Source organism: Ammoniphilus resinae (assembly GCF_017873965.1).
In the GTDB taxonomy this organism is placed as follows: domain Bacteria; phylum Bacillota; class Bacilli; order Aneurinibacillales; family RAOX-1; genus Ammoniphilus_A; species Ammoniphilus_A resinae.
Genome location: NZ_JAGGKT010000036.1, coordinates 1 through 17,629 on the forward strand (window position 1 = coordinate 1; position 17,629 = coordinate 17,629).

Genomic DNA, 17,629 nt, shown 5'->3' on the forward strand with positions numbered 1-17,629 from the left:
AAACTGATTTTACAGAAGTTTTGGTATAAGGTGGTCTACTTTTTTCTCAGCGTTTTGCTTAATAATGGCCTACTATTAAACTAGCATTCATACCTCACATCAAAAATGAATTGTTGGGCATCTGCTTCTGTCTTACCTATAACCATCTGATAAAATCCAATTGGAGTATTATAAACTCCCTGGTGAATAACTGTGGCATAGGTAACTATAGTCGACTTAGCAAAACCCCTTGGTAGACAAAGCACCACTTTATCAAACTCATCTTTGATTAGACATTGTTCTAATAACTCCCATACCTCATAGTGAGTAGGTGATAAATTTCTAGCCTGATTATCTGGTTTCGGAACAAATGTATCTTGAAGGAAATACATCGAGAAGAATTCAATGCTACGTTTACCGAGTGAATAAGCTAACCCTCCATGAGTCCATAGAGTACCTTTTTGATTATGTTCTTTGATTAAGGATTGAGCCTTTTCAGGATTGAAGAATTTGGAGAGATATTTATAGAGGAGTTGACGATTCTCTTTTGTATTTATAATATCTGTTGCAATCGTTATCACCTACTTTCATTTGTAAATCATAAAAATAGTGCATATTTGACACCCTAAACGCCAAATTTCATTCATGTCATTATTCTGCAATTCCAGTAATTTTTTCTCTGATTAATGACTTTGCAAAAACTACAGCTAAAATTTTATTGTCCATTGCATAATCTTCTTCCAATTCATGTTGAATAATATCTAACCACACATAACTATCTTTTAATCGATTTTTATATTCCAAGTCCATAATATATCTTCGATCTTCTTCATATGCCTCTTTATAAAATTGATTAGCATCCATATTCCCATTACTTGTAATTCCTTCTACATATTCTTCTTTTAAATATGCCTTTTTCAATAATTCTACTTCTTGTTTTAGAAGATTATATTCTTTTTCAAAATTAACAGGTTCAGGATTCCAAGGTAAATGCTCCTGATTTGTTCCATGTCCGTAACTACTCATATTCATTTCCCCCTATTTAGTATTTAATTATCATTCATATCATTCAGTAGCATAAATTTTACACTTTCTAATAGTCCGAACAATTCAAAATAACTTAGGTTATCATCTGTTTCATAAGTTATTTCACCTGTAACGGGATTTAATTTTATTTTAATAGTCATTTCCATGTGTCCTACTCTCCTACTTCTCTGATATATGCCTGTTCAGGATCTTCAACTTTGTTGTATTCACCTTTTAGTGCAACCATTTTAAGTTTCCATTTAATGCTTTCATCGTTAGTTCTTTTGAAAAGTTCTCTTAAACATGCTTTATCATGTTCAGCATATACAATTTCCACTTGACTATGATGGTAGACATTCTCAGGGACGCAAATATATAACCATAAGTATCTTTTTTTGCGATGATGGTAGTACATATTAACACTCCTAGACTTGAAATTTTTATAAAAAAAATTGTATGGGTAGTTGCTGGCATCCTGTCTGATTTAAAAACAGAAAGGGTGGGGTAGAAAATAAAAAAAGACCATCACATTAATTAGTGATCGCCTTTTTCTTTGCTCTGATTAATGTACTTTTACTAATACCTGTCATTTCCTCTACCTGTTTATATGACATAGTATTTAAAAGCCCTAGAGCATGTTCTATTTGCTTCTTACTAAACTTATTTGGTCTACCTTCCCTGAAGTCCTCTCGCTGCTTAGCAATAGCCTTACCTTCCTGAGTACGTTCTACAATCATATCTCTTTCGAATTCAGCAAAGCCACTCATAATAGTTAGAATCAATCTTCCAGTTGGTGTATTCTCCACTAATCCCATATTAAGTACATGAACCTTTATCCCCTTTTCAAATAATGATTTGATTATCCTTATTGCATCTTCACTTGAACGTGCAAAGCGATCCAATTTGGTAATTACAAGGGTATCACCAGTTTCCAATTTAGAAAGTAATTCTTGGAATTGTGGACGATCTGATTTAGTTCCAGTAAGTTTCTCAGAATAAATCTTATTACATCCTTCACTCTCTAATGCTTGGATTTGAGATTCTAAATCTTGGTTAAGAGTACTGACCCTTGCATACCCATATTTCATGTGTAGTTCCTCCATATCAATATATAATTATGACACTAAGTTATGACACCACTTTATATATTGATATTACTACACTTGGAAAACAGTGTCAATACTTTTAAGTTATGACACCGATAGACCAAAAAAATTATTCCTCTTCTACTCCCCACTCTTCAAATTCAGCTTCAAGTACATCCTCATTAACCTTATTAACCTTACCTGTTTCCTCATCCATACCAATCATAGTGGTTGGCTTACCAAGGTTACGATTAATAAAGTATTGATAACCCTCTGCTTTTACTCGATCATTGTCAGTTTCCTGGATTAGCCTCCAATAATCCTGAACAGCTTCAGCCAATTTACCTGCAATCATATCCATTCCAAAAACTTTTATTTCATGCTTAAGCCTGTTCACTTCTTCCATGAATTGTTCTTGTTTTTCCCAATTATAAATTGTTCCTCTACTCACACCCACAGCCTTTGCAATCTCTTGTTTTTCCATAGCTCCACTAGCTAATAATTGAGCAGCAATCTGTTGATTTTGTGGTAATAATTCCATCTTCTCCACCTCCTGACATTTGCACATAAATTTAAACAAACGTTTAATAAAATCAAAATAAAAACACCCGTCACTAATACGGGTGTTATATTTGTTTCAGCCGCTCTCGTGCTAATTCAAACTGTAAATTATCGATTTCAATATCTTTTCCTACTATGTTATTTTGAAGTTTAACCAAGTCTTTAAGTAATTTTTCTTTTTCACTAATATGTTTATACTGCAATACATTAAAATGAATCCTAAATTTTGCACTATCATAATTTTTTATATTCATCTCTTCATACTTCTCTAGTAACTCTTCAGGAACGAATTTTCGTCCATTCTCCCAAGCAATAATTTCCGAATCGCAAATAACTTGACTCATATCATATTCCGCTTGATAACTGTGATTTCCTTTTTTAACATCTTCAAGAAATTGTAAATACATATTAGTTCTATCCACAACATTGTTATCTAAATAATGTCCTATTTCATGACACATTAGGATTTTTATATAGTCATTTAAACTCATTTCCATTTTTTCTGCTTCAAATTCAATAATGTGCAAATTGATTTCAAATTTATTGTTTAAGCAATCATATCTTGCTACCCCTAAATCAATTTGTGTCATTTCTACTACAGGTATATCAATTCCAAAATTTCTAAGAAAATTCTCTGCCTTTTCTAAAACACTCATACCCTAACCCCCAATCCAATATTATTCAAGGGATAGTTTACCATATCAATTGTAACAATTGTATTAAAATTTAGTGGACTCTTCCTGACTTGCACAGGATCTAAGCACTTTGCAGAATCCAAAAAAGAAAAATAAAACAAATAAAATATTACTATCTAATAACCTCTACACTAGCCACATGACTAGGATTAATCACCAATCCCTCACTTACCTTAACGAATCCATTTACTACAACACCCATCTGATTTTTCATCATTCTTACAAAGTCCTCTATATGCATTACCACAATATAATCTTTCCCACTATCCATCGTCACTTTAATCTGCATCCTTATCCTCCCAAACTAAAAAGAAACAACAATAGTGTAGTAACACCGTAACATGTTGCGAATTTATACTTAATTTCCCTTTTCCATGATTCTTGTTCCACGAAAGCCCCAATTAAAAAAGCAAACATTACTAATAGAAATGAAATTATGGTTATTAACATTCACATATCCTCCATCTAATAAATAATCCTAATTTCCTTAATCTCGTCTACCCAATCATCTTCATAACCTTCACCCTCATAGAAAAGCAGAGCCTCTTCTACATTGAAAAGTATCGACCTTGCAATTAGTTCCTGATAATTGATTTCGTGTATGCTTCCATCATTTAATTTGACAATGGCTTTCACTTTTAATCACTCTCCATCTAAAACAGCAACTATATCGTATGAAGGATTAAATTTAATAGCCGCTTTAATAATTCGAACGTCCTGTGGTAATATACCATTGCAATCCAACAAAATTCTTGATTGCTCAAGAGCATCTTCTAATGAACTTTTTTCACTGTGATCCATCCAATATCTATTATCAAGAAAAATACTATTCTTCGCCCTTCTTTGAACTATATATTTACTCATTCTTAATCCTCCTCATCAAGCCAATTCACTATTTCACCATCAACTAAAATCCAATCTTCGGGATATCCTTTACACCAGCAACCAAATTCCTCATCCCAAATATCTTCATATGTCCAATTAGCTTGGCATCTTTTGCAATGAAAATAACTCATATTCCTAATACAACCTGTCCATTATTTTGTAGTAAATATCTACATGCCGCTTATTCTGTAGATCCAATTGATCACTTAAATACTCTTTCATTTTCTGTTTTTCTAAGTCTGATTCAAAGTAACCAAGGATAACATGTAATAATTCTTCTGTGATTTCAAACTTCGCTTTCATGTCTAAGAAATCTTGTCTATACGCTTCAGTAATGTTGTCCATTTTATTCCTCCTATGCAGACCTTCTAAATGACCTTGTTTGGGCTTCAAATATAATGTCATGCCAATTCATAGCCCCGTAATATGTTTCATGGATCTTTCCAAGTTCCATCATTTCTTTATCTTCATTTACAATCCAGCATTCCTCATGTGCAATGTTAATTGTACGGTGAATAAACCTTTCTAATTCAATGTGATTTCTAATGGTGTACTTTGCTACTCTCTCTTTTTGCCAACCTTCAGGTTTAACTTTTAATCTAGTTAATCCAATCTGTTCTTTAAAAATCCGCTTCAAATTATTAATAATATGTATCTTTGCTTCATTTTTAACGGATAGAATAAAATCGTTATCAGGTTTAACTGTTTCTCGATCTATGTAATCCTGGAACAACTCCCCAATATATTGATTGCCAAAACAACATTCGGCTTTAGTTATCCCAGTATCAAGATTTTCAAAAATTAATTCCCCGGTTAACTTGTCATATCTTCTAACACCAAATAATTCAACATCGATTCCATTAATTGCAGACATTATAGCCTCTTCGGGATTTGAATATTTACCCACATAACTATCAAATTTATTATGTAATAATTCCAAATTAAAATTCGAAAGGATTTTCATATTATTTCCCCCATTTTTCCCATAAATAAAAAAAACTGCTTACATAGCAGCCACATTATCAGGTAATTCAATTTCACTTACTACCCAGGAACACCAGTCACTACTTCTTGCAACGTGAAAACAAATCTCATCGAAGTATTCCGGTTCGTCAAGATACTCGTTGTAATAGTAATGTAAATATGCATCAGCCAACTTTTCAGGAAAGAACTCCCTCACATTTGATTCAAATAATTCTTCGATCCATTCACCGATTTCCTCATCATCCTCAAATATGCATTCAATCTCTGGGAGTAAACAACCACATCGTTCCATATGCGAATCAAAAATCCACTTTCCACAATAGGAATAAAAGCTTTCAGCCAAACTCATATTGATTGCACGGTCTAAGATATATTCTTGTAGAAGGTAGTCATCCTTTTGATTATCAGCCAATAGATCCAGGCATTCATCTTCATCCTTAGCCCATATAATATGAATATCTTCCGGTTCAATATCCTCTGACGGAAAGCAAATATATAATCGCTTCAAATTTACTCCCCCATTTCTACATCAATCGCATATCTCTTTGATAAATCCGATTCAATAAATTAGCGTCATTCTCTCGCATGTCAATATAATAATCCAATCCGGCCTTATAGCCATTCAACACTTTAATATATAAATCAATTCGATCTTTGACAGTTGCAGCATTATTTCTCGCTTCAAAGTCACTCATTAACTCCATTTGTTTAACGGAATCCTCTAAACAAATATTAAATTCGTCAACCAGTTCTTTATACAGCCGTTCAAATTCTAATTCTGTCCATTTCATCTACAACCCCTACTTTCGTTCCCCTAAGACCTGATCAAGTTTCTTTTCAATGTATTGCTGATTCATTTTAATTTCTGCTAATTCATTTAGGACGTACTTAATCAACCCGAATTTTAAGCCTCTATATAACTGGTCACCAGCCCTTTTTGACTCCTGATAAAGAATATCTCGAAGTTCATCCTCTGAAAAACTTAACTTCTTACGTTTAGGTTTATCTGTTTTCACTTGTTCAAGTTCCATAATTAATTACCCCTCTCACAAATTAAACCAAGTCAATTTTGAAATAAATACTCTTAGTATTGTTATTATCACTTATATATTTCCGGTACGCTTGTTCACGCTCCGGTGAAAGATTGGATTTTTCGTTCTCGTACATGCTCAAATGAGAAACCGTCACACCAATAAAAGCAGCAATTTCACGCAACTTTATTTTCTTCCTTTTACGAAGCATCCAATAATATTCACGATCATTTGTAGGACTCATCTCAACTCCCTCCTTTTTAATACTTTTATTTAACTTGTTAACTTATTTAGTTAAGTAATATACAAAAAAAGTCAGACAACCCTTCTGCTTTGGCTGCCATGAACATTAATAAAGATTCTCGTTAGACATTAAGAAATTAAAAGGACTAGGATTAATTCCTTATACTTCTATAACTACATACAAAACTAAAATTCTCATAATTAAATGTAAAAGTTATTAATTAATAATTATTTTAAATAAATCCCCAAAAAAAGAGAGGTCTATTGACCCCTTATACAACATCCTGTTCCTTTTCTTTTCTCCTGAATATGTACTCGATCATATCATTGTTTGGTATCTCAACTTGCCCTGTGTAAGCCTCAAATGCCTTGATAACATGATGTACTATATTACTTCTCGTTTCGGGTCTCTGATACTTCTTTTTCCCATCCACTAATACATATGCTTTATCAGGTGTAAAGGATTCATCCTGCAACATCTTATTTATGGTGTTCATCGTTCCACCGTGGCAGTGATCGGACAAGATCTTATAGATTGAATACGAATCGTCTACCACATTTTTCATTAGTTGTTGCCAATTGATTTCATTTTCCTCTTTGCTGTAATGCTCCTTGATAAAGTCATAAACAAAAGCAAATTCTTCTTCGACAGTGCTGTTAGAGTATGTTTTAATATAGCGATATGTATTCAGGAATTGTATAATCTTCATATCTAAAGGAAAGCCATGTAATTGATTTTTAGTTTCTATGTATCGTTTGAATTCTTTAACAAGTTCATTTTTAACTGTTTTTATTTGGTTTGAAGGACTACCCTTTAAGCCTATTTTTTTTGCTATCTCATCATAAGTTAATCCTTCACGCAAACAAATTAATATCTGATAATGTCGTTCATTCTTTAGCAGCAATCGCTTATCAATTAAACCAAAAAACGCTTGGATTTCATTTGTATATTCCTTTTTACGATCCTCATTCACTACATAATCATCCCATAAAGAAACAGTTAATTCTTCCCCATTATATACTTCCTCAAATTGACCGGTATCCTCTGAATCAATACACTTAACGAGTGATTTTTCTTTTGTCCATCCCATAGAATCCCGAACAAATCCATTCTTTTTTGATGCTTCAGATGATACCCCAGTTTTTATTTTCTTTATACAATAACTCAATACTTCAGCTGGGGATTTATCCTCATACTCTTTAATCTCATCAAAAGCAGTTAACACGGCCTGTAAGAAGAATGATCTTAATTCATATTGATCTAGTCTATTTTTATATTTTTTCTCTAGTTCATACAGATGTTTATTTAACGCAATATCTTTAAACTGCAACAAATCTGGAACCTTATAATATTCCTGAGTATTATTATCAAATACTTCACGTTGAGTATAATAAATTAATTCCTCAAATACGTCCTTATTGCCGTGCTTATATTCAACTAGGTAATCTTTAAGAAACTTTTGTTCACTTTCCATCTATTATATATCTCCCCTTATTTGTACGTTTCATATATCGCTACCACATTAACGCTTTAAATTTATAAAATTTGTATATTTTTATTTGTATATGTAGTCCAGCATTGTATATAATGATTATTAGTTAAAATTATTTTTCTTAGATCTCTGCAACTGCAATTGCGGAGATATTTTTTTGTTCTTCTTTTTTAATTATGAAAGGAAAAGCATTATCTGGTATTCCGTCATCTTCATATGTAATATTTAAATCTGTCTTTAATTTTTTATTTAACCGAACCCTTTCTAGTCCATACGCTATAAGGAAACCACCAAGCATTTTCTTCCACCGTTTTTTCTTGAAGTTGTTCGCCCATGTTTTTTTCTCTTCTTCTGACAAAACATGATCATCTTTGATTGCTTTATTATTTTTCTTGATAGTGTATTCAATATCTATATCTAAAACTGTGTATTCAAATATCTCTTCTTCCGTTACCCATCCTTTTGCCTCTATGATCATGAGTGCAGTTTCTTCCAGTAATCTTGCTGTTTCAACATTTACCTTGGCAACCTCTTCACCTTTTCTAGTCGGGAACACCCGATTTGCTTCCTCTTCACCAAGTGTTTTCAAACACATTTCACGATCAAAATTCTTAACAGTCATATGTAATTCTTTAAACTGTTTGGCTAATCGTTCTGTTTCAGGAAGACTGTTTGCATCATATGATGGGATGGTATAGAAGCCAATTGTATTCTTGAATCCTTTTCTTTTAGCTTCTTCTTCTGCTTTTTCTCTATAGGCATCAGGAAGCTTGTCCAATGGCAACTTTTCCAATACATTCAAATATGTAAATAGATTTGTCCTGGTTAAACTATCCTTCTTCTTGAAGTATTTAAAATTATCGAAATCATGAAAGGGATATAGACGTTTCAATATGTATTCCATAGATGCATAGAAAAGGGCATCACCTTCTTGATTCATTGAACTTAAATTTTCTAATGCTATGTAATGGAATTCTTTCAATAAATTATAATAATTGTCCGTTCGCATCATTGAGAAGAAGGCTGGATATGTATTTTTTATGTACTCAGGGTCATTTAAAATATTTAAATTTGACCAAATTAAACTTTCTTGTTGTTCCTGCCATTCTGTTTTCTCCAATGAAATTCTATAAGCATTCATTAGAAATTGGAGTGATTTATAATTTGTAAGCTTAGTTAATCTCTCAGTAACCTGAATAATTGTTCCAGTAAATCCACAACTTGAACTGTGACATTTATAATGCCAATATCCTGTATCTGGATTTATATAGATATTAGCTGAAGGTTTAGATTCCTCATGAAATACACAACAAAAATGCTTATTTTCAATTCCTAAATATGTATGTAAATCTTGTCTTTTTAAATAATCATATACTTCATTTCTAGAATTAAATGTAATTGGATTAGAATTTAATACTCTATCCATATATTCAAATTGATTAATAATTAAACTTATATTATTGTTATGTATACTTTTATTATATTTATCATCACTCGAATGAATTGAGGGTTTAGTCCCCCTAATTACTCCTTTACTAAAGTATTGGGGTGACAAAACCCCTTTTGATTTATTAGGTGTTGATTTAACAATGGATGGAAGGTTATCTAGTAATCTATCTAAGATAATTTTATTATTAAAGTCACTCCATATAATTGAACGTCCTCCGTAGAACATACGACTTCGTTCAAAACATTTTTCATCAGCACTTGGATATTTTAATTTAAAATATTTCAGGATATTGTCCATTAATTCTTTGTCGTCAATTACTGTATCTAAAACTAATACAACCCTTAATTTAGGATGATCTCTACTATGGTTAAAGGAAGTGTATATAAAAGCAGCTTCATGTTGAAATTCCTCAATCGCTTTTTCCTCTGTCATAGTAATTTGTTTTATTTTATTTCCATCTACAATAATTTCATTATCAAAATCCAAACAAATAATTTGTTGAGATATCCAATTCGCCTGACTTCTTGCCCCTTGCTTCAATAATGCAGGAACAAACGTCTTTCCTTTCATCACTTCATCTGCTAATTGTTCAATAGTTAAATCAACAGCGTGATTATGTATTCTGCTATTAATACTCCATGGATCTGTAGGTTTTGATTTATATTCAATTTGGTCTAGCATAAATTTCAATTCATTCGACCATCCTCTCTTACTTCTGTTTCTTCAGTAAAACTAATAGTTGTTCCTCTAAGTAATTTTCAATGCTAAATTTATCTTGAAATTTACGATGGATGTTTACCTTTATTTCTTTTCCCCGTTTCCCCACTTGCAAAATAAAATAAATCCCCTCTCTAATTGTTTGTATTGTGTCAGAGAGAGGCCGGAGCCCCCTCCTCACTCGTTATGTACTACAATTCCCACTTAAATTTATCTAAAATTGCTCCTTGAACTGCTTCTTCAAGTGTGATTACAATTGTCTCCGCCATACCCATTGGTGGAATTATTTCAGTTTTAAAGTCCTTATAATTAAAACTCTCTGTTCTGTTTGCAATAGTTACTTCCCATGTAGGGTTTTGTTTGTTCACCAGATTCACATCAACTTTAAGGTTATAAGGAGAATGTCCCAATTGATTAACTACACTTCTCAGTATTGTAGTAATTTCCGTAACCTTTGCACTGTGTGCTTCAATTCTTTCCTTAATAATGTCTTTCCAGTCTGCTTGTTCCATCTTAGTTCCTCCATTTTTTTATTTTATCTATGTCAACTTCTCCCCTTTTTCGGTTCATCGAAGGTTATTTGTCACCAATTTTCAACTGTATTCAATTTATCCATTTCTTCATATCCTCTTTCCCAATCGTCCAATGTGAAGTCTTTTAATGTGTCCCTGGTAGATCTATACTCATCTAGTGCGATAATCTTTGCCATGATTAATCCTCCATTTTGTATATAATAATTTCAAATCAACTTCACCCCTTATATTTCAAGGGTTCAACCGATTGTATATAATTAAATTTGTTATTGCTTTTCCTATTCACAGGTGTTAAAATGTAAACAAGGTAAAAGTTTGTCAACCGTTTAGCAACTTAGAATGTGATTGAAATCTAGTAAACTAGTGAAAGTTAAACTATCAAATACTTTTTAAAAGAATGAATAAAAATATTCTGTTACACTACGTTAATATAGTAGTGTTATTTGTAGTTGTAAAAGTAAAGACAAAAACCCTCACTTATCCCAAGAAAATTTGGTTAGTTATCCAAATAAAAGATCCTCAACCATCTGAACCTTATGTTTTGGTAGGTTTCCCTTCCCTCTGATGAAGCGTGATAAATCCCCTTCATCAACATTGATTTGCTTAGCAATCCACCGTTGCTTTAATCCCTTTTCAACTATCATTTCTTTATAAAAATACTTCACCTTTCAAAACTCCTTCCTTAAAGTGTTTAAATAATACAATCCAATGTTCGTTTTTCAGACAGATAATATTAAGAATTTGCCCCCAAATTATGATTGACTAAATTTGATGTTTCGGTTTTTACGTTCCTTTGGTATTTTGATAATATTTGTTTTTCTCCAATATGGCAAGAAGGAAAAGTGTGAATGGTTACTGTTAGATTCCTTGTTTCTTTAAAGCAATAAGAAAATCGTTGAATAATTCCCCTTCAAGATGTTCAAAAGGATTAGGTTTTCCAAATCCATATTCAGTAAGTATATACAGTAGGGTATTTAGTGCTTTGATTTCTTTTTCACTACCTTCTCTGAGAACCGTTTCCACACGTTCGAATAATTCCGTATTAAAATCACCTTTTATATCATTAAGGAGTTTTGGTTCACCCTCAGTTTCATCATATCGATGAATAAGTAAATCAATCTTATATAACAACATCTGTTTTCTCTTCTGTTTTCTAAGTTCCATAATAATTTCTTGATGAGGAAAATATATACGTTCAACTTCATATTCCTTATCATCCTCTGGGTCATACACTAAATCTGTATACTCCTCGGCTTCATCTTCTGATTTTTTCACCCAGAAATCAATTTGCAAATTCAATTCTTCGACTTTACTCAGACTCTTACAATACCTTTTATTATCAACAATGCTCCTTTCGTCAACTTTAAAATAATCACAAAGTGATGCTAAACTCTCTTTCGGAATAGGTCTTCGTTGTTTAGCCCAGTTGGAAAGTTCCTGTGGTGAACGTCCAATTGCCTCACCAACCTCAGTGTATGTTTTTTCATACAAATTGCAGATAAACTCAAGACTTACCGACATAGCATAGCACCTCTAATAATTATTTTGTATTACCTTATGAACATAGAATATCACGATAGTATAATTGTGTCAATGATATTTGGTGTAATTTATACAAATTATTAAGGTGCATTTATACAATGTAATTCAGTATTTATTGTAGTAAAAGAAGAAAAATAAAAAGCCACCACATGGTGACTATACTGTTACCTTTGCTCTCTTCATTTTCATCAAAGTATTAAATATTTTATTCCGATATTGCCAAAGTTTAATTAACTCATATAGATCCTCTTCATTTTTTACCAATTCTTTAATCAATCTGTGAATTACTAATGCCTTTTTACCTACACCCAACAAATCAATCACTCTGACAGCAAAGGGTTCACTAGTAACCAATACCGGAATTTCTTTACCATCATTAACAAGATCTTTCAAAGCTTGAAATTTTTGTGCGCTTATCATATTTTTCTCCCCCACCAATTTATTTTTGAATTTCTTCAAGCAGCTTCTGGACATCAATCTCCCCATCGTAAAATTGATTCAAAACTTCATCAAGATATTCAGTAATCCCTAAAAGGTTAAAGGCAATATCCTCTAGTTCCCACTGGATATTGGACATGTATAAGATTTCTCTTTCAAACAACTGCTCCAGGTTTCTTTCTTTATTGCGGAGATGTTTTGTTATGCGAACAATTTTAGAAAAGATATCTTTAGGATCTAAATTTGTAGACTGGATTTTTTTAAGGAAATCCGATTTCTCCATTTTCCCACTGAAAACATCTTCAAGTTTGTTAAAGTATCGATCCCAAGTTTTATCATTTTTGAATCCAGCTACTTCTAAAATTAAACATTCGATGCTATATGTTGTCTCAGTTTCATAATAGGGTTCTCCGACAACTTGATAAAAATTGTTGCACTTCCGATGAAATATGGCTCCAAGATCGATAAGATGGGAAAGTAATTGATTTTTCATTATTTCCTCCCATGTTGCTCGTAATATAAAGCAACTAGCCAACGGTAACGAATATGTTTGGGAATCCGATTCCAAAGGCCAACTCTAATTATCACTTACGACTCCCTCCTTCAAATTCAATACAAACGTTATTTCTTTGTGACCAAATATCAAGGTCTTGTAGAATGTACAGTAATTTGTCAAATTGCTTTTCTTCCAACACAGAAGCAACATTGTCTATGTCCCTGATTACTGTAGACTTATTGAAACGGAATAGAGTTACTTTAGTTTGGTTGGTCATTGTTTTCCTCCTATATCGTTTTTGTTGTTTTATTGTTATGTTGTTAACTACATAATAATTTAATGTTGTTTTGTTGTCAACAACAAGTTAAAATAAATTTATAAAATAATGTTAGGAGCGGACAAATGGGACGAAAAGCGTTTAATACTACTATTGATGAAGATTTGTTTCGTGAGTTAAAGTTACTCGCTGCTAAAACTGACGTAAGAATTAATGAATTGATCGAGAAAGGTATTCGTATGGTATTGGATCAAGAAAAGAACGACAAAGAACCCTCCAATGAATAACTGGAGGGTTTAGTCATCCTAACAGAATCAATTTTAGGCTAAATTTTGCCCTGTATTTAAGCATTTTTTATAGGTGTAAAGGATTGGGAGTGTAAAACCTAAGGATCAAATAATACTTTCAGGTTTTACAGTAAATTCGTCTAATGTCATTACATTCACTCTAAACTGACACTGTTCTTTTAACTTTAACAATGAACGTTTTCTAGTATCTGACGTAGTAACAAAACATACTTCTGGAAAAATCCCAAACTTTACTTGCCACCAACCTGATTCACAAGCCTCTTGATACTGCTTTAATTTATCCATAATAATAGAAATTCTTTCTGTCGCTCTGTCTACCTCAAGGAAAATTAATTTGTTTTTGTCACCTACTTGATATTCGATGAAGGCATCTGCTATTGCTACCCCTACTAGCTGATTTAGAATAAACCGTCTTATTTTACCTATATTACAATTCCTAAGTCCTACATATATCTCAGTTACCATTAGTTGATGTAGAGTGGTGTTTGATTTAGTGACAGTTTTCATATTTTCAATTCCGTGGAATAAGGCAATTTCCTCTGCCCCTTTTTTGCTTAAATAGAATACCTTTTGGTCATATTTTGATGGCTGCCACGACTTTAGATAACCAGTTTCCTCCAACGATTTTAATTTTCTACGTGTAACATTCGCTCCGTATTTTCCATTATAGCCATGTATAGAGTGGATCTGCTGTGTGGACATAAATCTGAGGTTAGATATAGTAGTGAGTAGATGGATTTCCTTTTCTTTTAGTTCCATCACTAGTCTCCTCCTTACGTTCTAGAGGTTGAATAATAGCCTTGGCGATATGTTCCTCCAACAACAATGATTGTGCTTGACGTTCTCCATTATATTGGACAATTGCCCTACCTTTAATTGGTGGTAAATGTGCAGCCCCACCGTGATCTAAAAGTATTTTAGAGTTGACATCATTCTTACACTTAAAAGCTATAGCAAGCGGAATATTTGCTTTAATCCCACCTGGCATCACATCTTTATCAGGCCGTTGAGTAGCAAGCAACATGTGTATACCAGTGAATCTGGCAAGCCTCGCTATTCTGTCAATAATATCTAAAGCCTTATTATCCAATTCAGCTAATTCATCGACCAATACCAAATGATATGGTAATTTCTCCACGTCAGGAAATTTATTATATAGAGCAATCTCATTTACTCCTGCCTTCTCAAATAATTCCCCTCGCTCATCCATCATGGCATTTACTTTACCTAAAACCTCCATGACCTCGGATGGCTTTCTTGCAAATCCAATGACGTGTGGTAAGTGTTTAAACATTCCCAACTCAACACCATGCTTTAGGTCAATTAACGTCATAGTAAGCTGTTGTGGAGTCTTAAGTACCGCAAGAGTAGTAAGTACACCCCTTACGAAAACGCTCTTTCCTGACCCACTCTGACCGCCTACCATACCATGTGGTGCTTTAACCAAGTCAATGACCTCGAATCCTTTTCTTGTAATTCCTAATGGAATTGGAATGGACATACCATCAGCTTTATCCTTTATCTTTTCGATACTCCAATACTCCAAATCAGGTAAAGACAAGCGTAATATTTCAACAACTAATTCATTTCCGATCCCATAAATAATTGATTCTCCATTGAATGCTGTTCCTATTTCTTCAGATTTACTTATGAATTGACTTGGTGACAATCCTGGGATTAAACGATATTTAAAGGTAAATCCCCATGATTCCTGCCTGAATGATATCAACTTTGGAGTTTGCTCATAAACATACTTCCCTTTTGTCACCCTAACAAATAAACCAGAACGGATAAATGTAATTCGCATCAATTCCTTGAAATTTTCTTTTCTGGGATATAGTTTCCATGCCAAATGACCCACGACATATCCACCTATCATCTTTAACCCATGAGCAGCTACAAAACTCAATGGTTCCATCCATAATCTCCTCCCGTGTCGATGGTGACTAAAAAGAGAAAAAGAATTATCCACCTTCCAACCCTAAATGTGTTTTTTCAATGACGTAAACACTATGAAAATTTGACCTCTAACGATTGATACATAAGTGATTATAGGAGTGTAAACGCATGGTGTCATAATAACACTAAAGATAGCACTTCACGTTAACACCTACCGTTGACACTGCCTATTACACTCTCATCTTATGCCTAGTGGCTTGTACCTATTTCCGAAAAATTTCGGAAAGACTAGTTTATATTTTTCTAGGCTTGTCAACACTTTTAGTATGAATACATTCCTGGAGGTAATTAAGTTTATGTTTGGTTGGAAGCCTAGGAGTAAATTTGGTAAATTTCTTGATTCAAATGGAATACAGCAAGAGCGTATTAGAGAGATATCAAAACTCAACAAAGACACTGTTTCAAAAGCATGTAATGATAATGATTACATGCCATCAAGTAAAACCATAAAAGCATTACTTTCTGCTGCTCGAAAACTCACCGGAAAGAATGTCAAATCCGATCAGTTTTGGGATATGTAACCATCAAACCATGATGGAGTTATATTGACCTCTTGACGTTTCACAATAGCAAATGCACGATACATAAAACCATAAAAATAAGCCCCAAGATCCTTGCATAACTTGCCTGTTTTTTGCATAAAGATGGATTGTTTGATGCCGTTAATAATTGTGTCCATTAACTCATCTATGGACGTTTTCAGGCTTAATTTACGGTATGAAATTAGGACTTTATTCCATAGGGCATAAATCACCTTGGCAGAGTTAATATAGGGCTGTACGGCTTCCACAAAACGCCTAGGAACATTCTGAGGTGTGAATGTAGCATCTAAGTTGTCTGTGTCCGTGTTTACGTTATTTATTACTTGATCTTTATTTATTGTTTCTCTTACTTCTTCTGTTTCGGAAGTTGAAAAAGTGCCATTATCCTTTGTGGCTGTATGGTTTGTCTCATCTTGAGTAATAACCACATTTTCATCAAATTCAAAACGATTCAGCACAAAATACTTTAACTCAAGACCTGAAACAGATACGATTTCAAAGCGTCCTATCCCTAGTTCACTTAGACGCTTAAAAGCCCTCTTAACAGTATTTTCATGAAGCGATAGGGTTTTACTTATTGTTTCAATAGATAACCATGAAACCCCCTTATATTTAGTGCTATGTCCAACTAATAAATGTAATATTTTCTTCGCGTTTTTATGGAGCAGTTTGCCTGCACGCAGAATAAAAAGTTGAATATGTTCGTCCATTTGTTTGACAGAATCAAATGCAATAAATTGCTGTGCGTAACTACGATAAAGTTTTAGTATCATTTTTATTCTCCCTTAGTTAGCACAGGAAGAAAAGCAATCCAAAAAAGACAAAACCATCTTGATATTTTCTCATAATTTGATATGATGGTTTTAGTTAATTATTTGGGATTTTCTTTTTTTAGATGTCCAGTCTATGAGTGCTACCAACACTTGACTGGGCTTTTCTTAATTTTGTGCTTTGATTTGAACTTCTTTTTATAAATGTTCAAATCTGTAACTATGGGTAATCCGATGGGACTCGACCATACGGTCACAAAAGGAATTATCAGTGCGAAAAACCGGCCCGTGCGGATCTCTGGGAAGATTTATGAAGATATTATTCAGACTGATTGTGCAATTAATCCGGGAAATAGCGGTGGACCGCTGATCAATCTGAACGGGGAAGTCATCGGAATGAATGCTTTTATCATTAAAAATAACCAGGGGTTGGGCTTTGCAGTAGGGATCGACAGTATTAAAGAGCGAATTGGCAAATACCTTGCCCGCTAATAAAAATGAAAAAGAGAGACCTTGGAGTCAATGTCATTAAGTTAAGATGCAAGATCAAAAATCTAGTAAAGAGCAGGTTATCGAATAGATAACCCGCTCTTTTTTTTGCACGAAAAAAAAAAA

At 33.1% G+C, this 17,629-nt stretch carries 31 protein-coding genes; 3 read left to right on the forward strand and 28 right to left on the reverse strand.

The annotated features are described in order from the left end of the window. Positions 1 to 80 precede the first annotated feature (80 nt). The 25 genes from J2Z37_RS24525 to J2Z37_RS24640 form a co-directional block, all read right to left on the reverse strand. Positions 81 to 560: a hypothetical protein gene (locus tag J2Z37_RS24525; protein WP_209812975.1), complete on the reverse strand. Its 480-nt coding sequence runs from the start codon at positions 558 to 560 to the stop codon at positions 81 to 83. Positions 561 to 630: 70 nt separating this feature from the next. Further along, on the reverse strand, positions 631 to 1,005 hold the full coding sequence (locus J2Z37_RS24530) for a hypothetical protein (protein ID WP_209812976.1): 375 nt from the start codon (positions 1,003 to 1,005) through the stop codon (positions 631 to 633). Between the two features lie 23 nt (positions 1,006 to 1,028). Beyond that, positions 1,029 to 1,172, reverse strand: coding sequence for a hypothetical protein (locus tag J2Z37_RS24535; RefSeq protein WP_209812977.1), 144 nt, complete (start codon positions 1,170 to 1,172; stop codon positions 1,029 to 1,031). 5 nt (positions 1,173 to 1,177) lie between these two features. Next, complete coding sequence (locus tag J2Z37_RS24540; RefSeq protein WP_209812978.1) at positions 1,178 to 1,420, reverse strand: hypothetical protein; 243 nt, start codon at positions 1,418 to 1,420, stop codon at positions 1,178 to 1,180. A gap of 115 nt (positions 1,421 to 1,535) precedes the next feature. After that, positions 1,536 to 2,093 carry a recombinase family protein gene (locus J2Z37_RS24545; RefSeq protein WP_209812979.1) on the reverse strand — a complete coding sequence of 186 codons (558 nt, stop codon included), beginning with the start codon at positions 2,091 to 2,093 and terminating at the stop codon, positions 1,536 to 1,538. 127 nt (positions 2,094 to 2,220) lie between these two features. Then, positions 2,221 to 2,631 (reverse strand): phBC6A51 family helix-turn-helix protein, encoded by a 411-nt coding sequence (locus J2Z37_RS24550; RefSeq protein WP_209812980.1) that lies wholly within the window; start codon positions 2,629 to 2,631, stop codon positions 2,221 to 2,223. Positions 2,632 to 2,716: 85 nt separating this feature from the next. Then, on the reverse strand, positions 2,717 to 3,307 hold the full coding sequence (locus J2Z37_RS24555; protein WP_209812981.1) for a hypothetical protein: 591 nt from the start codon (positions 3,305 to 3,307) through the stop codon (positions 2,717 to 2,719). Positions 3,308 to 3,458: 151 nt separating this feature from the next. Beyond that, on the reverse strand, positions 3,459 to 3,635 hold the full coding sequence (locus J2Z37_RS24560; RefSeq protein ID WP_209812982.1) for a hypothetical protein: 177 nt from the start codon (positions 3,633 to 3,635) through the stop codon (positions 3,459 to 3,461). Between the two features lie 176 nt (positions 3,636 to 3,811). After that, the gene (locus J2Z37_RS24565) at positions 3,812 to 3,982 is read right to left on the reverse strand and encodes a hypothetical protein (RefSeq protein WP_209812983.1); all 171 of its coding nucleotides are present in this window, start codon (positions 3,980 to 3,982) and stop codon (positions 3,812 to 3,814) included. A 6-nt stretch (positions 3,983 to 3,988) separates the two neighbouring features. After that, positions 3,989 to 4,210 carry a hypothetical protein gene (locus tag J2Z37_RS24570; protein WP_209812984.1) on the reverse strand — a complete coding sequence of 74 codons (222 nt, stop codon included), beginning with the start codon at positions 4,208 to 4,210 and terminating at the stop codon, positions 3,989 to 3,991. Between the two features lie 156 nt (positions 4,211 to 4,366). Continuing rightward, a complete protein-coding gene (locus J2Z37_RS24575) occupies positions 4,367 to 4,576 on the reverse strand; it encodes a hypothetical protein (protein ID WP_209812985.1) in 210 nt (69 codons plus the stop codon). Between the two features lie 10 nt (positions 4,577 to 4,586). Beyond that, a complete protein-coding gene (locus J2Z37_RS24580) occupies positions 4,587 to 5,195 on the reverse strand; it encodes a hypothetical protein (RefSeq protein WP_209812986.1) in 609 nt (202 codons plus the stop codon). A gap of 39 nt (positions 5,196 to 5,234) precedes the next feature. After that, on the reverse strand, positions 5,235 to 5,723 hold the full coding sequence (locus J2Z37_RS24585) for a hypothetical protein (protein WP_209812987.1): 489 nt from the start codon (positions 5,721 to 5,723) through the stop codon (positions 5,235 to 5,237). 16 nt (positions 5,724 to 5,739) lie between these two features. Further along, positions 5,740 to 6,006, reverse strand: coding sequence for a hypothetical protein (locus J2Z37_RS24590; protein ID WP_209812988.1), 267 nt, complete (start codon positions 6,004 to 6,006; stop codon positions 5,740 to 5,742). A gap of 9 nt (positions 6,007 to 6,015) precedes the next feature. Beyond that, complete coding sequence (locus J2Z37_RS24595; RefSeq protein WP_209812989.1) at positions 6,016 to 6,246, reverse strand: hypothetical protein; 231 nt, start codon at positions 6,244 to 6,246, stop codon at positions 6,016 to 6,018. Between the two features lie 22 nt (positions 6,247 to 6,268). Then, the gene (locus tag J2Z37_RS24600; RefSeq protein ID WP_209812990.1) at positions 6,269 to 6,490 is read right to left on the reverse strand and encodes a helix-turn-helix domain-containing protein; all 222 of its coding nucleotides are present in this window, start codon (positions 6,488 to 6,490) and stop codon (positions 6,269 to 6,271) included. A 271-nt stretch (positions 6,491 to 6,761) separates the two neighbouring features. After that, on the reverse strand, positions 6,762 to 7,964 hold the full coding sequence (locus J2Z37_RS24605; protein ID WP_209812991.1) for a hypothetical protein: 1,203 nt from the start codon (positions 7,962 to 7,964) through the stop codon (positions 6,762 to 6,764). 139 nt (positions 7,965 to 8,103) lie between these two features. Continuing rightward, complete coding sequence (locus J2Z37_RS24610) at positions 8,104 to 10,122, reverse strand: hypothetical protein (protein ID WP_209812992.1); 2,019 nt, start codon at positions 10,120 to 10,122, stop codon at positions 8,104 to 8,106. 218 nt (positions 10,123 to 10,340) lie between these two features. Then, positions 10,341 to 10,661, reverse strand: coding sequence for a hypothetical protein (locus J2Z37_RS24615; protein ID WP_209812993.1), 321 nt, complete (start codon positions 10,659 to 10,661; stop codon positions 10,341 to 10,343). A gap of 71 nt (positions 10,662 to 10,732) precedes the next feature. Continuing rightward, on the reverse strand, positions 10,733 to 10,858 hold the full coding sequence (locus tag J2Z37_RS25945) for a hypothetical protein (RefSeq protein ID WP_280922269.1): 126 nt from the start codon (positions 10,856 to 10,858) through the stop codon (positions 10,733 to 10,735). A 324-nt stretch (positions 10,859 to 11,182) separates the two neighbouring features. Further along, entirely contained in the window at positions 11,183 to 11,347 is a 165-nt protein-coding gene (locus J2Z37_RS24620) for a helix-turn-helix domain-containing protein (RefSeq protein ID WP_209812994.1), read from the reverse strand. Positions 11,348 to 11,540: 193 nt separating this feature from the next. Continuing rightward, positions 11,541 to 12,203, reverse strand: a complete 663-nt coding sequence (locus J2Z37_RS24625; protein ID WP_209812995.1) for a helix-turn-helix domain-containing protein — start codon at positions 12,201 to 12,203, stop codon at positions 11,541 to 11,543. A gap of 177 nt (positions 12,204 to 12,380) precedes the next feature. After that, the gene (locus J2Z37_RS24630; RefSeq protein WP_209812996.1) at positions 12,381 to 12,683 is read right to left on the reverse strand and encodes a hypothetical protein; all 303 of its coding nucleotides are present in this window, start codon (positions 12,681 to 12,683) and stop codon (positions 12,381 to 12,383) included. Continuing rightward, on the reverse strand, positions 12,664 to 13,155 hold the full coding sequence (locus J2Z37_RS24635) for a hypothetical protein (RefSeq protein WP_209812997.1): 492 nt from the start codon (positions 13,153 to 13,155) through the stop codon (positions 12,664 to 12,666). Before J2Z37_RS24635 ends, J2Z37_RS24630 begins: the two co-directional genes overlap by 20 nt. Before the next feature lie 91 nt (positions 13,156 to 13,246). Next, positions 13,247 to 13,435, reverse strand: coding sequence for a hypothetical protein (locus J2Z37_RS24640; protein WP_209812998.1), 189 nt, complete (start codon positions 13,433 to 13,435; stop codon positions 13,247 to 13,249). 125 nt (positions 13,436 to 13,560) lie between these two features. On the opposite strand from J2Z37_RS24640, the gene J2Z37_RS24645 reads away from it, so the two are divergent. After that, positions 13,561 to 13,722, forward strand: a complete 162-nt coding sequence (locus J2Z37_RS24645) for a ribbon-helix-helix domain-containing protein (RefSeq protein ID WP_209812999.1) — start codon at positions 13,561 to 13,563, stop codon at positions 13,720 to 13,722. Between the two features lie 105 nt (positions 13,723 to 13,827). Here J2Z37_RS24645 and J2Z37_RS24650 read toward each other — a convergent pair whose 3' ends face one another. Both J2Z37_RS24650 and J2Z37_RS24655 read right to left on the reverse strand, forming a co-directional pair. Beyond that, on the reverse strand, positions 13,828 to 14,502 hold the full coding sequence (locus tag J2Z37_RS24650) for a replication-relaxation family protein (protein ID WP_209813000.1): 675 nt from the start codon (positions 14,500 to 14,502) through the stop codon (positions 13,828 to 13,830). Next, positions 14,456 to 15,661 carry an FtsK/SpoIIIE domain-containing protein gene (locus J2Z37_RS24655; RefSeq protein ID WP_209813001.1) on the reverse strand — a complete coding sequence of 402 codons (1,206 nt, stop codon included), beginning with the start codon at positions 15,659 to 15,661 and terminating at the stop codon, positions 14,456 to 14,458. The genes J2Z37_RS24650 and J2Z37_RS24655 overlap by 47 nt, the downstream gene beginning before the upstream one ends. A 337-nt stretch (positions 15,662 to 15,998) precedes the next feature. Between J2Z37_RS24655 and J2Z37_RS24660 the strand changes: the two genes are divergently transcribed. Then, positions 15,999 to 16,223 carry a transcriptional regulator gene (locus tag J2Z37_RS24660; protein WP_209813002.1) on the forward strand — a complete coding sequence of 75 codons (225 nt, stop codon included), beginning with the start codon at positions 15,999 to 16,001 and terminating at the stop codon, positions 16,221 to 16,223. On the opposite strand, the gene J2Z37_RS24665 is transcribed toward J2Z37_RS24660, so the two are convergent. After that, positions 16,205 to 17,017 carry a helix-turn-helix domain-containing protein gene (locus tag J2Z37_RS24665; RefSeq protein ID WP_209813003.1) on the reverse strand — a complete coding sequence of 271 codons (813 nt, stop codon included), beginning with the start codon at positions 17,015 to 17,017 and terminating at the stop codon, positions 16,205 to 16,207. The genes J2Z37_RS24660 and J2Z37_RS24665 overlap by 19 nt on opposite strands. 201 nt (positions 17,018 to 17,218) lie before the next feature. On the opposite strand from J2Z37_RS24665, the gene J2Z37_RS24670 reads away from it, so the two are divergent. Beyond that, positions 17,219 to 17,506 (forward strand): S1C family serine protease, encoded by a 288-nt coding sequence (locus J2Z37_RS24670; RefSeq protein ID WP_209813004.1) that lies wholly within the window; start codon positions 17,219 to 17,221, stop codon positions 17,504 to 17,506. The last annotated feature ends 123 nt before the right edge of the window (positions 17,507 to 17,629 follow it).

Bases quoted from the DNA above. Each gene is read 5' to 3' on its own strand.
- J2Z37_RS24530 (WP_209812976.1), bottom strand. From the start codon at position 1,005: ATGAGTAGTTACGGACATGGAACAAATCAGGAGCATTTACCTTGGAAT.
- J2Z37_RS24535 (WP_209812977.1), bottom strand. From the start codon at position 1,172: ATGGAAATGACTATTAAAATAAAATTAAATCCCGTTACAGGTGAAATA.
- J2Z37_RS24540 (WP_209812978.1), bottom strand. From the start codon at position 1,420: ATGTACTACCATCATCGCAAAAAAAGATACTTATGGTTATATATTTGC.
- J2Z37_RS24545 (WP_209812979.1), bottom strand. From the start codon at position 2,093: ATGAAATATGGGTATGCAAGGGTCAGTACTCTTAACCAAGATTTAGAA.
- J2Z37_RS24550 (WP_209812980.1), bottom strand. From the start codon at position 2,631: ATGGAATTATTACCACAAAATCAACAGATTGCTGCTCAATTATTAGCT.
- J2Z37_RS24555 (WP_209812981.1), bottom strand. From the start codon at position 3,307: ATGAGTGTTTTAGAAAAGGCAGAGAATTTTCTTAGAAATTTTGGAATT.
- J2Z37_RS24560 (WP_209812982.1), bottom strand. From the start codon at position 3,635: ATGCAGATTAAAGTGACGATGGATAGTGGGAAAGATTATATTGTGGTA.
- J2Z37_RS24570 (WP_209812984.1), bottom strand. From the start codon at position 4,210: ATGAGTAAATATATAGTTCAAAGAAGGGCGAAGAATAGTATTTTTCTT.
- J2Z37_RS24575 (WP_209812985.1), bottom strand. From the start codon at position 4,576: ATGGACAACATTACTGAAGCGTATAGACAAGATTTCTTAGACATGAAA.
- J2Z37_RS24580 (WP_209812986.1), bottom strand. From the start codon at position 5,195: ATGAAAATCCTTTCGAATTTTAATTTGGAATTATTACATAATAAATTT.
- J2Z37_RS24590 (WP_209812988.1), bottom strand. From the start codon at position 6,006: ATGAAATGGACAGAATTAGAATTTGAACGGCTGTATAAAGAACTGGTT.
- J2Z37_RS24595 (WP_209812989.1), bottom strand. From the start codon at position 6,246: ATGGAACTTGAACAAGTGAAAACAGATAAACCTAAACGTAAGAAGTTA.
- J2Z37_RS24600 (WP_209812990.1), bottom strand. From the start codon at position 6,490: ATGAGTCCTACAAATGATCGTGAATATTATTGGATGCTTCGTAAAAGG.
- J2Z37_RS24605 (WP_209812991.1), bottom strand. From the start codon at position 7,964: ATGGAAAGTGAACAAAAGTTTCTTAAAGATTACCTAGTTGAATATAAG.
- J2Z37_RS24615 (WP_209812993.1), bottom strand. From the start codon at position 10,661: ATGGAACAAGCAGACTGGAAAGACATTATTAAGGAAAGAATTGAAGCA.
- J2Z37_RS25945 (WP_280922269.1), bottom strand. From the start codon at position 10,858: ATGGCAAAGATTATCGCACTAGATGAGTATAGATCTACCAGGGACACA.
- J2Z37_RS24625 (WP_209812995.1), bottom strand. From the start codon at position 12,203: ATGTCGGTAAGTCTTGAGTTTATCTGCAATTTGTATGAAAAAACATAC.
- J2Z37_RS24635 (WP_209812997.1), bottom strand. From the start codon at position 13,155: ATGAAAAATCAATTACTTTCCCATCTTATCGATCTTGGAGCCATATTT.
- J2Z37_RS24640 (WP_209812998.1), bottom strand. From the start codon at position 13,435: ATGACCAACCAAACTAAAGTAACTCTATTCCGTTTCAATAAGTCTACA.
- J2Z37_RS24645 (WP_209812999.1), top strand. From the start codon at position 13,561: ATGGGACGAAAAGCGTTTAATACTACTATTGATGAAGATTTGTTTCGT.
- J2Z37_RS24650 (WP_209813000.1), bottom strand. From the start codon at position 14,502: ATGGAACTAAAAGAAAAGGAAATCCATCTACTCACTACTATATCTAAC.
- J2Z37_RS24655 (WP_209813001.1), bottom strand. From the start codon at position 15,661: ATGGAACCATTGAGTTTTGTAGCTGCTCATGGGTTAAAGATGATAGGT.
- J2Z37_RS24660 (WP_209813002.1), top strand. From the start codon at position 15,999: ATGTTTGGTTGGAAGCCTAGGAGTAAATTTGGTAAATTTCTTGATTCA.
- J2Z37_RS24665 (WP_209813003.1), bottom strand. From the start codon at position 17,017: ATGATACTAAAACTTTATCGTAGTTACGCACAGCAATTTATTGCATTT.
- J2Z37_RS24670 (WP_209813004.1), top strand. From the start codon at position 17,219: ATGTTCAAATCTGTAACTATGGGTAATCCGATGGGACTCGACCATACG.